Consider the following 13407-nt stretch of genomic DNA (forward strand, 5'->3'; position numbering starts at 1 on the left):
GGTGGGACGAGGTGACCGACGCCACTCGCGCGACGGCAGGGGCGGCCGCGTCGGCTGGCTGGTGGCCGTCGTGCTCGTGCTGGCGCTCGCCGGTGGTGCCGCTGTCGCGTGGCGGACGGGCACCCTCGACGACCTCGTCGACCGCTACCTGACCGCCGAGCAGCCCGACCCGGTCACCGAACCGGCCGCCGTACCCCCTCCCGAGGGCGTCGAGGCGCCGGGACTGCCGGAGCCGGAGCCGGTCGCCGCGGCGGCGTCCGGGGGCACGATGCGTCCCGCCGCCGTACGCCGCGCGCTCGCGCGGGGTCTCGCCGACCCCGACCTCGGCCGCTCGGTGCACGTCGCCGTCGCCGACCTCGAGCGGCGCAACGCCCCCGCCTACACCGAGGACACCGCGACCCGGTCGACCTTCACGCCGGCCTCGACGATGAAGCTGGCGACCAGCCTCGCGGCACTCGAGGCGCTCGGCCCCGACCACCGCTTCGAGACGACGGTCGTGGCGAGGGGCCGCGCGCTGACGCTGGTCGGTGGGGGAGACCCCACCCTCGAACGCACCCCCGACGAGGCGTCCGCCGGCGTCCCCGACCTGGCGACGCTGGCGCGCCGGACGGCCGAGGCGCTCGCGCAGGGCGGGAAGGCGCAGGGCGGGAGGAAGAAGGTGAAGCCGGTCCGGCTCTCCTACGACGCGACGCTCTTCACCGGACCGTCGGCCAGCAGCCACTGGCGCGCCGACTACGTGCCCGACGACATCGTCAGCCCGATCACCGCGCTCTGGGTCGACGAGGGCCTCTCGCCCGACCACACCTACCGGTTCGACGACCCGGCGGCCGCGGCTGCGGACGTGTTCGCGGCGGCGCTGCGGGAGGCCGGGGTGCCGGTCGCCGGTCCCGTCACCGCCCGCCGCGCTCCCCGCGCGGCCGAGGAGGTCGCCGCCGTCGAGAGCCCGCCGCTGTCGCAGGTGGTCGAGCACGTGCTGGAGGTCAGCGACAACGAGGGCGCCGAGGTGCTCGCCCACCACGTGGGCGCCGCGGTCGAGGGGGAGGCGTCCTTCACGGGCGGGGCCGCCGGCGTACGCCGCACCCTCGACGACCTCGGGGTCCCCCTCCGCGGAGTCAGGATCCACGACGGGAGCGGCCTCGCCCGCGACAACCTGCTCGCGGCCGAGACCCTCCTCGGCGTGCTGCGCGCCGCGGGCGACCCCGACCGCCCCGAGCTGCGGGCGGTGCTCACCGGGCTGCCCGTGGCGGGGTTCACCGGGTCGCTGGCCCTCCGCTTCGACACCGGCCCCGAGGCGGCGGTCGGCCGGGTGCGGGCCAAGACCGGGTCGCTCACCGGCGTCCGGTCGCTCGCCGGGGTCGCCGTCGACCAGCGCGGCACCCCCCTCGCCTTCGTGCTCGCCGCCGACCGCATCAAGTACCTCAAGACCGAGGACGCCGAGCAGGCGCTCGACGAGGTCGCCGCCGAGATCGCCGCCTGCCGCTGCTCCCGCTGATCGTGCGGGGCCGCGGGCTAGGGTCCGGGTATGAGCGAGATGGTCGACTGGGAGCTGGCCGTGACCGTGGGCGGGCGCCTGGCCGGCCCCGGTCCGGTGGTGCCACCGGACGTGGCTGCCGCCGCGGTCGCCGAGCTGCGCGACGGTGCGGACCGCTCGACCGGGCTGGTCCGCGAGTTCACCGGCCTCGCCGCCGCCGAGCGCACCGCCCCCGTGCTCGTCGTCGACCGGCCGGGCTGGGTGCGCGCCAACGCCGAGGCGTTCTCGATCATGCTCGAGCCGGTCGTGGCCAAGCTCCAGGAGAAGAAGGGGGCGCCGACCGGGCTGACCGCGGCGGTCGGCTCCCGCGTCACCGGCGGCGAGGTCGGGCTGCTGCTGGGCTTCCTCGCCGGCAAGGTGCTCGGCCAGTTCGACCCGTTCCACGAGCCGTCGGGACGGCTGCTGCTGGTGGCGCCCAACATCGTCCACGTCGAGCGCGAGCTCGAGGTCGACCCGACCGACTTCCGACTCTGGGTGTGCCTCCACGAGGAGACCCACCGGGTGCAGTTCACCGCCGTGCCGTGGATGCGTGACCACCTCAAGTCCGAGATCGACGCGCTCGCCGAGACCGTCGACCCCGGGGCCGCGCTCGAGGGTGGGATCGACCGCCTGGTGGAGGCGGTCCGGGGCAGCGGCAGCATCCTCGACGTCGTCAGCAGCCCCGCCCAGCGCGAGGTGCTCGACCGGGTCACCGGCGTGATGTCGCTGCTCGAGGGCCACGCCGACGTGGTGATGGACGGCGTCGGCCCCACCGTCATCCCCAGCGTGGAGAAGATCCGCGGCAAGTTCGACCAGCGGCGCAAGGGCGTCGGCCTGCTTGACCGGGTGCTGCGCAAGGCGCTCGGCCTCGACGTGAAGATGGCGCAGTACCGCGACGGCGCCCAGTTCGTCCGCGGCGTCGTCGACAAGGTCGGCATGGCCGACTTCAACGCGGTCTGGGAGCGGCCCGAGAACCTGCCGTCCAAGGCCGAGATCTCCGACCCGTCCGCCTGGGTCTCGCGGGTCCTCTAGGTCCGTGGCCGGTCCCGACCCCGCCGTCGCCGCCGTCCGTCTCGCCGTACGCCGCGCTCTCGCCGACGTCCTCGACGGTCGCACGGCCGGGCCGGTCCTGGTCGCGTGCAGCGGCGGCGCCGACTCGCTCGCCCTGCTCGTCGCGACCGTCTTCGAGCTGCGCGGCAGCGGCGTGCGCACGGTCGGGGTCACCGTCGACCACGGCCTCCAGCCGGGGTCCGCGGAGCACGCCACGCAGGTCGTGGCGCAGATGGCGGCGCTCGGCGTCGACGAGACGCTCTCGGCGCGTGTGCACGTCGAGGGCGGGGGTCAGGGGCCGGAGGCGGCCGCCCGCGAGGCCCGCTACGCCGTCCTGGAGGAGGTCGCCCAGCACTTCTCCGCCTCGGTCGTGCTGCTCGGCCACACCCTCGACGACCAGGCCGAGACCGTGCTGCTCGGCCTGGCGCGCGGCAGTGGCGGCCGCTCCATCGCCGGCATGCGCACGGCGTTCGACGTCTTCCGCCGGCCGCTGCTCGAGGTCACCCGCGCCGAGACCGTCGCCGCCTGCGCGGCGGAGGGGATCCAGGTCTGGGACGACCCCCACAACACGGACCCGGCCTACACCCGGAGCCGGGTCCGCCACGCGGTGATGCCGGTGCTCGAGCGCGAGCTCGGCCCGGGGGTCGCACGAGCGCTGGCGCGCACCGCGACCCAGCTCCAGGCGGACGTCGCGGAGCTCGACCGGCAGGCCGCAGCGGCCCACGCGCGGCTCGACGGAGCCGACGGCCTCGCCGTGTCCGAGCTCGAGCAGCTCTCCGACGCGATCCGGCTGCGGGTGCTCCGGCTCGCCGCGCTCGGCGCCGGGGCGCTGCCGGCTGACCTCACCCACGGCCACCTGCGCTCCGTCGACGCGCTGGTCGGTGACTGGCGCGGCCAGGTCGGCGTCGACCTCCCGGGCCACGTGCGCGCCGTACGCCGGGACGGGCGGCTCGCCTTCGTCCGCGCGCCCGGCACCGTGTGACCGCGCGCCGACCGGTTTCCCGAGGCCAACTGCTGCCCGGGCGAGGCACACGTCCTAGGCTGCGGCCATGGATGCGTCCCACGTGGAGTCCGACCTCGTCAACGTCCTCTACACCGAGGAGCAGATCCAGGCGAGGCTGGCCGAGCTCGCCCGCGACATCGAGCGCGACTACGAGGGCGAGGACCTGCTCATCGTCGGCATCCTGCGCGGCGCGGTGATGGTGATGGCCGACCTCGCCCGCAGCTTCACCCGCCACCTCGAGATGGACTGGATGGCGGTGTCCTCCTACGGCTCCGGCACCAAGTCCAGCGGTGTCGTCCGGATCCTCAAGGACCTCGACACCGACATCAGCGGCCGCCACGTGGTCATCGTCGACGAGATCATCGACACCGGCCTGACGCTGTCGTGGCTGACCTCCAACCTCGCCTCCCGCGGTCCCGCGAGCGTGGCGATCTGCACCCTGCTGCGCAAGCCGGAGGCGCTCCAGATGCCGGTCGACGTCAAGTACGTCGGCTGGGACATCCCCAACGAGTTCGTGGTCGGCTACGGGCTCGACTTCGACGAGAAGTACCGCAACCTGCGCGACATCGGCACCCTCGCGCCGCACGTCTACTCCTGAGCAGGGTGGCCGATTGGCCATACCTGCGAGAATGGTCCCTCCCATCCCCAGCTGAACCGAAGAGAAGTTGTGAAGCGGATCCTCCTGAACCGTTGGGTCATCGGCGTCCTCGCCGTGACCGGCGTCCTGCTCGCCCTCCAGTACCTCGTCCCGACGGGTGAGTACGAGGAGGTGAGCACGTCCCGCATGATCGAGTACATCGAGAACGGCGACGTCGCGACGATCAAGTTCATCGACGGTGACCAGGTGATCGAGGCGACCCTCGACGACGACGTCGAGCGCGACGGCGGCAACAAGGTGATGACCTACTGGCTCACCGACACCCAGGCCGAGATCGAGCAGGCGGTCGAGGACCAGATCCAGTCCGGCGACATCGAGAGCTACTCGACCGAGATCGCCAAGCCGTCGCTGCTCGGCTCGATCCTCGCGACGTTCCTCCCCTTCGTCATCATCGTGCTGGTCTTCCTGTGGCTCATGAACAGCATGCAGGGCGGCGGCGGCCGCGGCGTCATGCAGTTCGCGAAGTCCAAGGCGAAGATGATCACCAAGGACATGCCGAAGACGACCTTCGGCGACGTGGCCGGCTGCGAGGAGGCCATCGAGGAGCTCGGCGAGATCAAGGAGTTCCTCTCCGAGCCCGCGAAGTTCCAGGCCGTCGGGGCCAAGATCCCCAAGGGCGTGCTGCTCTACGGCCCGCCGGGCACCGGCAAGACGCTGCTGGCCCGCGCCGTCGCCGGTGAGGCAGGCGTCCCCTTCTACTCCATCTCCGGCTCCGACTTCGTCGAGATGTTCGTCGGCGTGGGCGCCAGCCGCGTCCGCGACCTCTTCGAGCAGGCCAAGGAGAACGCGCCCGCCATCGTCTTCATCGACGAGATCGACGCCGTCGGCCGCCACCGCGGTGCCGGCATGGGCGGAGGCCACGACGAGCGCGAGCAGACCCTCAACCAGCTGCTCGTCGAGATGGACGGCTTCGACGTCCGCGGCGGCGTCATCCTGATCGCGGCCACCAACCGGCCCGACGTGCTCGACCCCGCCCTGCTGCGCCCCGGCCGCTTCGACCGCCAGATCCAGGTCGACGCCCCCGACCTGTCCGGCCGCCACCAGATCCTCCAGGTCCACTCCCGCGGCAAGCCGATGGCGCCCGACATCGACCTGAAGGGCGTCGCGCGCCGTACGCCGGGCTTCACAGGCGCCGATCTCGCCAACGTCCTCAACGAGGCCGCGCTGCTGACCGCGCGCGCCGGCGGCAAGCTGATCGACAACGACGCCCTCGACGAGGCGATCGACCGCGTGATCGCCGGGCCGCAGCGGCGTACGCGCCTGATGAGCGAGAAGGAGAAGCTCGTCACGGCCTACCACGAGGGCGGCCACGCGCTGGTCGCCGCGGCGCTGCCCGGCAGCGACCCGGTCCACAAGGTCACGATCCTCCCGCGCGGCCGGGCGCTGGGCTACACGATGGTGCTGCCCGACGAGGACAAGTACTCCCAGACCCGCAGCGAGCTGCTCAACAAGCTCGCCTACATGATGGGTGGCCGGGCGGCGGAGGAGATGGTCTTCCACGACCCCACCACCGGTGCCGGGAACGACATCGAGAAGGCGACGAACCTGGCCCGGGCGATGGTCACCCAGTACGGCATGACCGAGGTGCTCGGGGCCGTCAAGCTGGGTGAGGGCAACGGTGAGCCGTTCCTCGGCCGCGACATCGGTCACCAGCGCGACTACTCCGAGGACGTCGCCGCCAAGGTCGACGAGGAGGTCAAGAAGTTCGTGGCCACCGCCCACCAGGAGGCCTTCGACATCCTCGAGGACAACCGCGACGTCCTCGACTCGCTGGTGCTGGCCCTGCTCGACCGGGAGACCCTCGACAAGCAGGAGGTCGCCGAGATCTTCTCCGCGCTGCGGATCCGCCCCGTGCGGCCGGCGTGGACCGGCTCGCCCGACCGCAGCCCGTCGTCGATCCCGCCGATCGAGGTCCCCCAGGAGATCCGCGACCGCGTGCGGGCCAACGGCACCCCGCCCGCCGAGGAGGCCGGCGTGGTGATCACGCCGCCAGGCACGGGTGGTGACCTCCACGGCGGTTCGCCGGACGCCGGGACGCCTCCGCCCCCCGAGCCGCCGGCGCCCACGAGCTGAGCCCGGCGTGACCGATCCCATCGCCAACCCCGAGCGGTCGCTCGCGGACATCCCGGAGTTCGACCACGCCCGCGCCGAGGCCGCCGTGCGCGAGCTGCTCGCCGCCATCGGTGAGGATCCCGACCGCGAGGGGCTCCGTGAGACGCCGGCCCGCGTGGCGCGCGCCTACGCCGAGCTCACCGCCGGCATGCGGATGCGGCCCGAGGAGGTCCTCACCACCACCTTCGACCTCGGCCACGACGAGATGGTGCTGGTCCGCGACATCGAGCTGTGGTCGATGTGCGAGCACCACCTGGTGCCGTTCACCGGTGTCGCCCACGTCGGCTACATCCCGGCGGCGAGTGGCAAGATCACCGGGCTCTCCAAGCTCGCCCGCCTCGTCGACCTCTACGCCAAGCGGCCCCAGGTCCAGGAGCGGCTCACGACCCAGGTCGCCGAGGCGCTGATGGAGATCCTCGACGCCCGCGGGGTCATCGTCGTCATCGAGGCCGAGCACCTCTGCATGACGATGCGCGGCGTCCGCAAGGCCGGCGCCCGCACCATCACCTCCGCCATGCGCGGCCAGCTGCGCGACCCGGCCACGCGTGCCGAAGCGCTGTCGCTCATCAACTCCCGGAGGCCGTGATGGGAACGGCGACCCCGCTGCTGATGGGGATCGTCAACGTCACCCCCGACTCGTTCTCCGACGGTGGCCGCTACGTCGACCCGGCTGCCGCGATCGCCCACGGCCGCCAGCTGCTCGCCGACGGCGCCGACGTGCTCGACGTGGGAGGCGAGTCGACCCGCCCCGGCGCGACGCGGCCGCTGCTCGAGGAGGAGCTGGCGCGCGTCGTCCCCGTCATCGAGGCGCTCTCGCGCGACGCGGTCGTCTCGGTCGACACCATGCGGGCCGAGGTCGCGCGCGCCGCGCTCGACGCCGGTGCCCGGATCGTCAACGACGTCTCCGGCGGACTCGCCGACCCCGCGATCCTCGACGTCGTCGCCGCCACCGACGCGACCTATGTCGCGATGCACTGGCGCGCCCACGCCGACCGGATGCAGCAGCTGGCGTCGTACGACGAGACGGGCGGGGTGGTCGCCACCGTCCGCGGCGAGCTCGCCGACCGCGTGGCGGCCGCCCGGGCGGCGGGGATCCCCGACGAGCGGCTCGTCCTCGACCCCGGGCTGGGCTTCGCCAAGACCGCGGCCCACAACTGGGCGCTCGTCGCCGGCCTCGAGGAGATCGCCGGGCTGGGGCTGCGCGTGCTCGTCGGCGGCAGTCGCAAGTCGTTCCTCGGCAGCCTGCTCGCCGGGCCCGACGGCAGCCCGCGCCCCGTCGACGACCGCGAGGCCGCGTCGACCGCCCTGACCCTGCTGCTGGCCGAGCGCGGCGTGTGGTGCGTGCGGGTCCACGAGGTGCGCGCGAGCCGCGACGCGCTGCGCGTGCTGGCACGGCTGACCGAGGAGGAGCAATGACCCCGACGACCGACGAGCTGTCCATCACCGGCATCGAGTGCTTCGCCCACCACGGGGTGTTCGACCACGAGCGCCGCGACGGCCAGCGCTTCGTCATCGACCTGACGCTCGGCCTCGACACCCGGCTCGCGGCCGAGACCGACGACTTGAACAACACCGTCGACTACGGGACCCTCGTCGCTCAGGTGAAGACCGCGGTCGAGACGGACCCGGTCGACCTCGTGGAGACCCTGGCCGACAGGGTCGCCCGGGTGTGCCTCTCGGGCCGTCGTGTTGAATGGGTGCAGGTGACCGTGCACAAGCCCGAGGCACCCATCGAGGCACCGTTCAACGACGTGGCACTGTCGATCCGGAGAGACGCGAAGGAACACCCGTGACCGAGACGCCCAACCCGAACATCATCGATGCCGACACCCTCACCGGGGAGATGCGGCCCATCCGCCGCGTGGTCCTCGCCCTGGGATCCAACCTGGGCGACCGGATGACCTCGCTCCAGGGCGCGGTCAACGCGATCGCCGACACCCCCGACGTGTGGGTCACCTCCGTGTCCCCGGTCTACGAGACCGAGCCGGTCGACGCCCCCGAGGGGTCGGAGAACTACCTCAACGCGGTGCTGCTGCTCGACACCACGCTCGCCGCCCACCGTTTGCTCGACCGGGCACTGGCCGTCGAGGACGCCTTCGACCGCGAGCGCAGCGAGGTCCGCAACGCCCCGCGCACCCTCGACATCGACCTCATCGTGGTCGGCGACCGCCGCAGCCACGACGAGCTGGTGCTGCCCCACCCGCGCGCCCACCAGCGCGCCTTCGTCCTCAAGCCGTGGCACGACCTCGAGCCCGAGGCCGAGCTGCCCGACGCCGGACCCGTCGCCGAGCTGCTCGAGCAGGTCGACACCACGATCATCGCGCTGCGCGACGACCTCGAGCTCGAGATCCCCTGACCCACCGGTGAGCACGCCCTCCGGGGAGCCCGGGCCGGAGGGCCGGCTCCGCCCCACCGGCCCCGCGACCGTCGGCGCCACCGTGATGATCGGGCTGGTCGCGGGGTGGCTGCTCCACCCGGTCTCGGCGCGCCTCGGCAACCCGCCGGTGGTGAGCTGGCTCCAGCCGCTGACGCTGGCGTTCGTGGCGGCGGTGCTCCTCGCCGCGGCCTACGCCACCCACCGCACGCTCCACGTCCGTCGCGACGGGCTGGAGCCCCACCAGGCCGTCAACCGGCTGGTGCTGGCCCGCTCCTGCGTGGTCGTGGGCGGTCTGGTGGCCGGCGGCTACGCCGGCTACGCGGTCAGCTGGCTCGGCGTGCGCGCCGAGCTCGCCGACGAGCGGATCCTCCGCTCCTCGCTCGCCGGTCTCGCCGGCGTGGCCATCGTGACCGGAGCGTTGCTCCTCGAGCGTGCGTGTCGCGTCCGTTCCGAGGACGGGGAGCCCTAACCTACGAGCATGTCTTCCCCGACTGCTCGTCGGCGACAGCGCTCCACGCGCCTCACGGTCGCCGTTTCCCTGCTCACGACCGCCGCGGTCCTCGTGACCGCCGCGTTCCTCGGTGGCTCCGCCTGGTTCCAGGCGTTCGCCGCGTTCAGCGCGGTGGTGCTCGGCGCCGCCGCGACCCGGATCACCCACACCGAGCTGCTCCAGAGCCGCCGCGAGGCCGCGCGCGACCGGGCCGAGCAGGCCCAGGCCTACCGCGAGCTGACGGACCGCCGCACCGCCGAGCACGCCGAGTTCAGCGCCGCCATGACCTCGCGCGTCGAGCGCCAGGAGGTGGCCCTCACCGAGCTGGAGGTCGCGCTGTCGGCGGCCCAGAAGCGGGCGGCCGAGGCGACCCTGAAGTTCAACGCCGAGGCGCGCCGCGCCGAGCTCGCCGAGAACGAGGGTCGCGACACCACCCGTCGGCTCGAGGAGGCCGAGGAGCGGGCGGCCGAGGCCGCCCTGCGGGTCGCCGAGCTCGAGCAGGAGATCGACGTCCTGCGCGCCGAGGTCACGGCGTGGGAGCAGCAGCCCGGGCGGATGCACGCCTGACGGTAGGGAAGAATGTCCTGACGTGATCCCGAAGGACAACCGCTTCCAGTCCGACCCCGACGGCATCCTCGCCGACTCCGACCACCTGCTCGACGGCTGGCAGGTGGCCGCGCCCGACCCGAGCGACCGCTTCGACGTCGCGCGGCTGACCCAGCTGCTGCGCGCCCACGAGGACGCCGGCCGCGGCTGGGCGGGCGCCTCGGTCGACGACGTCCTCGTCGAGGTCTCCGAGCAGGGCCTGCGCATGCGCGAGAACGTCGTCGTGCGCGACCCCGAGGGCACGATCCGCGCGTGGGGCAGCGTCCACGACCGCGCCGCCGGCCGGATGATGTTCGTCCACGTCGTCGAGCGCGACCTCGAGGACAAGATCGCCGACTCCTGCTCGCGCCTGCTGTTCGAGTGGGCCGAGGAGCAGGCCCGCGCCGTCGGCGCGGCGCGAGGCCTCGAGACCCAGCAGATCGACACCGGCGCCTTCGCCGGCGACCAGCGCCAGGCCGACTGGCTCTCCGGCGCCGGGTTCCGCAAGGTCCGGTCGTGGTGGCAGATGAAGCGTCCCGTGGAGCCCGACGAGATCTCGCTGGTGCCCGACCCCGACGAGTGGGAGGCGCGCGGCGCCCGGTTCCGGCTCGTCGACCGCGAGGGTGGCGCCCTGCCCGACGAGGAGGACCTGCGCGCCGTCCACGACGTGCTCGAGCAGGCCTTCACCGACCACTTCAACTCCTTCGAGGAGACCTACGCCGAGTTCCTCCACCGGCTCCGCGAGGACCCGGGCCACCGCTGGAACCACTGGTGGCTCGCCGAGCTCGTCGACGACGTGCCCGAGGGACTCGAGGCCCCCGCGGGCCGCGCTCCGGCCGTGGGCGCGCTCGTCGGCACGGTCTCGGAGAGCAGCTCCGGGCCCGACGCCTCCTACGTCTCCTACATCGGCGTCGTCGACGCCGCGCGTGGCCGGGGCGTGGCCAAGGGCCTGCTCAACACCGTCATCGCCGACGCGGCCCGCCGCGGCCGTCGGTCCGTGGGCCTCGAGGTCGACGCCGACTCCTCCACCCACGCCCACCGCCTCTACGAGTCCATGGGCTGGCGCACCAAGTACGTCACCGAGTCCTGGCACCGCCACGTGCCGGTGACGGAGCCGGTCGAGGAGTCAGTCGACGAGTGAGGCGCGCAGGGCGGAGTGGATGCCGGTGGGGGTGAGGACGCCGACGAAGCGGGCGCCGTCCTTGACGCCGACCATCGGCCGGTCGTCGCGGAGCATCGCGGCGAGCGCCTCCTCGAGGGTGGCGCCGACGTCGACGACGCCGGCGAGCTCGGAGGCGTTGACGCCGTCCATCGGCTCGAGGTGGTCGGGGTCGATGGCCGTGACGGTCAGGCGGCGCAGGCCGGACGTCGAGCCGACGAAGTCGGCGACGTAGTCGTCGGCGGGCCGGGCGAGCAGCTCGGCCGGCGTCGCGACCTGGGCGAGCCGGCCACCGGCGGCGAAGACCGCGACCCGGTCGCCGAGCCGCACCGCCTCGTCGATGTCGTGGGTGACGAGGACGACGGTCTTGCCGAGGTCACGCTGGAGCGTCTTGAACTCCTCCTGCAGCCGCACCCGCACGACCGGGTCGACCGCACCGAACGGCTCGTCCATCAGCAGGACGGGCGGATCGGCCGCCAGCGCCCGCGCGACCCCGACCCGCTGCCGCTGCCCGCCGCTGAGCTGGTGGGGGTAGCGGCCGGCGTAGGTCGCGGCGTCGAGCCCGACGAGCTCCATCAGCTCGTGGGCGCGTGAGCGCGCGGTCGACCTCGACTCGCCGTAGAGCAGCGGGACCGTCATCACGTTGGTCTCGATGGTCTGGTGGGGGAAGAGCCCGACCTGCTGGATGACGTAGCCGATCGAGCGGCGCAGCGCGACCGGGTCACCGTGGGTCACGTCCTCGCCGTCGACCTCGACCGTGCCGGTCGTCGGCTCGATCAGCCGGTTGATCATCTTCAGCGTCGTGGACTTGCCGCAGCCCGAGGGACCGACGAGGCAGACCAGCTCGCCGGGCGCCACCGCGAGGTCGAGCTCGTGCACCGCGACGGTGCCGTCGGCATAGGTCTTCCCGACCCCGGACAACCGGATCATGGCGGGCTGGGCGGTAGCGTCCATGCCGTGACCCTACTGGCGCAGGCCGCGGAGCCGAGCTGCTACAGCCGCCTGACCAACGAGTGGTTCTGCCTCCAGTACGTCGTGGACCGGCAGGACGAGATCGTGGAGGCGACCGTCCAGCACGTCTGGATCACCGTCGCCTCCGTCGCCTTCGGCGTCCTGGTCGCCTTCCCGCTGGCCCTGCTCGCCCGCCGTCACCCGCGGTTGGAGTCGTCCGTCCTCGGGATCAGCACCGGCCTCTACACGATCCCGTCGCTGGCGCTCTTCCCGCTGCTCGTGCCCTTCACCGGGCTGTCCCCGACGACCGTGGTGATCGGGCTCGGGCTCTACGCCCTCACCGTGCTGGTGCGCAGCATGCTCGAGGGCTTCCGGGCGGTCCCGGCCGACGTGCGCGAGGCCGCCACCGGGCTCGGGTACGGCGCCGGCCGGCTCCTCACCCGCGTCGAGCTGCCGCTCGCGCTGCCGGTCATCATGGCGGGGCTGCGCGTCGCGACGGTGTCGACCGTCGCGCTGACGACGGTCGGCTCGCTGGTCGCCTACGGCGGTCTCGGCAACCTCATCAAGGACGGCGTCAGCACCAACTTCCGCGCCGAGCTGCTCACCGCCGCGGTGCTGTGCGTGGTGCTGGCCGTCCTCCTCGACGTCCTGCTGGTGCTGCTCCAACGGGTCCTGACTCCGTGGACGAGAGGGGCGACGGCATGAGGATCTTCCTCGACACGTGGGACTACCTGACCACGGCGAGCAGCTGGACCGGTGACGGCGGCATGCTCCAGCTCCTCCTCCAGCAGCTGCTGCTGACCGTGACCGCGCTGGCCATCGCCGTGGCGGTCGGGCTCCCGCTCGCCCTCTGGCTCGGCCACCTGGGCCGCGGCGGCTTCCTCGCCATCAACGTCAGCAACATCGGCCGCGCCGTCCCGACGTTCGCGCTGCTGGCGCTCCTGGTGACCCTCGACTTCCCCGGCCGAGCCGAGCTCGGCCCCTACGGCCGGGCCGGGCTGGCGACGCTGCTCGCCCTGGCCGCCTTCGCGCTGCCGCCGATCATCACCAACGCCTACGTCGCCGTGCGCGAGGTCCCGGCCGAGGTGAAGGAGTCCGCACGCGGCATGGGCATGACCGGCCGCCAGCAGTTCGTCCGTGCCGAGCTGCCGCTCGCGCTGCCGCTGGTCGCCTCGGGGCTCCGGCTGGCGCTCGTGCAGGTCTGGGCGACCGCGACGATCGCCGCGCTCGTCGCCGGGCCTGGGCTGGGGCGTGTCATCACCGACGGCTTCTACCGCACCAACTACGGCAAGGGCATCGCCGGCGCCGTGGTGGTGGCCGCCGTCGCGCTGGTCCTCGAGCTGCTGGCCGCGTGGGCGCAGCGGGCGGTCACCCCGCCCGGTGCCGGGGGTTCACCCCGCGGGGGAGATGACATGTCGGAGCCCCCACGTACGCTTGACCCGGCGCTCGCCTCCGGCGAGGGCTAGCGGGAGGCTCCCGCACCGGACACGCGCGGTCGCCCACGGCCGCGGG

At 73.2% G+C, this 13407-nt stretch carries 15 protein-coding genes; 14 read left to right on the top strand and 1 reads right to left on the bottom strand.

Annotated elements, in window-relative coordinates; translation table 11 throughout:
* The first annotated feature begins 1 nt into the window (after window position 1).
* The 12 genes from dacB (at window position 2) to ABD091_RS11715 (ending at window position 10926) form a co-directional block, all read left to right on the top strand.
* A complete protein-coding gene (dacB, locus tag ABD091_RS11660) occupies window positions 2-1492 on the top strand; it encodes a D-alanyl-D-alanine carboxypeptidase/D-alanyl-D-alanine endopeptidase (protein WP_343918570.1) in 1491 nt (496 codons plus the stop codon).
* Window positions 1493-1522: 30 nt separating this feature from the next.
* The gene (locus ABD091_RS11665; protein WP_343918572.1) at window positions 1523-2542 is read left to right on the top strand and encodes a zinc-dependent metalloprotease; all 1020 of its coding nucleotides are present in this window, start codon (window positions 1523-1525) and stop codon (window positions 2540-2542) included.
* 4 nt (window positions 2543-2546) lie between these two features.
* Window positions 2547-3542: a tRNA lysidine(34) synthetase TilS gene (gene tilS, locus ABD091_RS11670; RefSeq protein ID WP_343918574.1), complete on the top strand. Its 996-nt coding sequence runs from the start codon at window positions 2547-2549 to the stop codon at window positions 3540-3542.
* Between the two features lie 67 nt (window positions 3543-3609).
* Window positions 3610-4161, top strand: coding sequence for a hypoxanthine phosphoribosyltransferase (hpt, locus tag ABD091_RS11675; protein ID WP_343918576.1), 552 nt, complete (start codon window positions 3610-3612; stop codon window positions 4159-4161).
* A 69-nt stretch (window positions 4162-4230) separates the two neighbouring features.
* Window positions 4231-6294, top strand: a complete 2064-nt coding sequence (gene ftsH / locus ABD091_RS11680) for an ATP-dependent zinc metalloprotease FtsH (RefSeq protein ID WP_343918578.1) — start codon at window positions 4231-4233, stop codon at window positions 6292-6294.
* A 49-nt stretch (window positions 6295-6343) separates the two neighbouring features.
* Window positions 6344-6919: a GTP cyclohydrolase I FolE gene (gene folE, locus ABD091_RS11685; RefSeq protein ID WP_425571493.1), complete on the top strand. Its 576-nt coding sequence runs from the start codon at window positions 6344-6346 to the stop codon at window positions 6917-6919.
* Window positions 6919-7749, top strand: coding sequence for a dihydropteroate synthase (gene folP, locus ABD091_RS11690; RefSeq protein WP_343918580.1), 831 nt, complete (start codon window positions 6919-6921; stop codon window positions 7747-7749). The genes folE and folP overlap by 1 nt, the downstream gene beginning before the upstream one ends.
* The gene (folB, locus tag ABD091_RS11695) at window positions 7746-8126 is read left to right on the top strand and encodes a dihydroneopterin aldolase (protein WP_343918582.1); all 381 of its coding nucleotides are present in this window, start codon (window positions 7746-7748) and stop codon (window positions 8124-8126) included. The genes folP and folB overlap by 4 nt, the downstream gene beginning before the upstream one ends.
* Window positions 8123-8689, top strand: a complete 567-nt coding sequence (folK, locus tag ABD091_RS11700; RefSeq protein WP_343918584.1) for a 2-amino-4-hydroxy-6-hydroxymethyldihydropteridine diphosphokinase — start codon at window positions 8123-8125, stop codon at window positions 8687-8689. The genes folB and folK overlap by 4 nt, the downstream gene beginning before the upstream one ends.
* A 7-nt stretch (window positions 8690-8696) precedes the next feature.
* Window positions 8697-9179: a DUF3180 domain-containing protein gene (locus tag ABD091_RS11705; protein WP_343918586.1), complete on the top strand. Its 483-nt coding sequence runs from the start codon at window positions 8697-8699 to the stop codon at window positions 9177-9179.
* A gap of 9 nt (window positions 9180-9188) precedes the next feature.
* Complete coding sequence (locus ABD091_RS11710; protein WP_343918588.1) at window positions 9189-9767, top strand: hypothetical protein; 579 nt, start codon at window positions 9189-9191, stop codon at window positions 9765-9767.
* A gap of 22 nt (window positions 9768-9789) precedes the next feature.
* Window positions 9790-10926 carry a GNAT family N-acetyltransferase gene (locus ABD091_RS11715; RefSeq protein ID WP_343918590.1) on the top strand — a complete coding sequence of 379 codons (1137 nt, stop codon included), beginning with the start codon at window positions 9790-9792 and terminating at the stop codon, window positions 10924-10926.
* On the opposite strand, the gene ABD091_RS11720 is transcribed toward ABD091_RS11715, so the two are convergent.
* The gene (locus ABD091_RS11720; protein WP_343918592.1) at window positions 10912-11898 is read right to left on the bottom strand and encodes an ABC transporter ATP-binding protein; all 987 of its coding nucleotides are present in this window, start codon (window positions 11896-11898) and stop codon (window positions 10912-10914) included. The two genes, ABD091_RS11715 and ABD091_RS11720, sit on opposite strands and share 15 nt — an antisense overlap.
* A 3-nt stretch (window positions 11899-11901) precedes the next feature.
* On the opposite strand from ABD091_RS11720, the gene ABD091_RS11725 reads away from it, so the two are divergent.
* Together ABD091_RS11725 and ABD091_RS11730 are read left to right on the top strand one after the other, a co-directional pair.
* Complete coding sequence (locus ABD091_RS11725; RefSeq protein WP_343918594.1) at window positions 11902-12600, top strand: ABC transporter permease; 699 nt, start codon at window positions 11902-11904, stop codon at window positions 12598-12600.
* The gene (locus tag ABD091_RS11730) at window positions 12597-13361 is read left to right on the top strand and encodes an ABC transporter permease (RefSeq protein WP_343918596.1); all 765 of its coding nucleotides are present in this window, start codon (window positions 12597-12599) and stop codon (window positions 13359-13361) included. The genes ABD091_RS11725 and ABD091_RS11730 overlap by 4 nt, the downstream gene beginning before the upstream one ends.
* Window positions 13362-13407: the final 46 nt, after the last annotated feature.

Origin of the sequence: Nocardioides aestuarii, from assembly GCF_039527245.1 — a bacterium.
GTDB classification, from domain to species: Bacteria; Actinomycetota; Actinomycetes; order Propionibacteriales; family Nocardioidaceae; genus Nocardioides; species Nocardioides aestuarii.

Excerpts from the sequence above, each read along its gene's own strand:
- ABD091_RS11730 (WP_343918596.1), top strand. The coding sequence starts at position 12,597 with ATGAGGATCTTCCTCGACACGTGGGACTACCTGACCACGGCGAGCAGC.
- ABD091_RS11710 (WP_343918588.1), top strand. The coding sequence starts at position 9,189 with ATGTCTTCCCCGACTGCTCGTCGGCGACAGCGCTCCACGCGCCTCACG.
- folP (WP_343918580.1), top strand. The coding sequence starts at position 6,919 with ATGGGAACGGCGACCCCGCTGCTGATGGGGATCGTCAACGTCACCCCC.
- ABD091_RS11665 (WP_343918572.1), top strand. The coding sequence starts at position 1,523 with ATGAGCGAGATGGTCGACTGGGAGCTGGCCGTGACCGTGGGCGGGCGC.
- hpt (WP_343918576.1), top strand. The coding sequence starts at position 3,610 with ATGGATGCGTCCCACGTGGAGTCCGACCTCGTCAACGTCCTCTACACC.
- ABD091_RS11720 (WP_343918592.1), bottom strand. The coding sequence starts at position 11,898 with ATGGACGCTACCGCCCAGCCCGCCATGATCCGGTTGTCCGGGGTCGGG.
- folB (WP_343918582.1), top strand. The coding sequence starts at position 7,746 with ATGACCCCGACGACCGACGAGCTGTCCATCACCGGCATCGAGTGCTTC.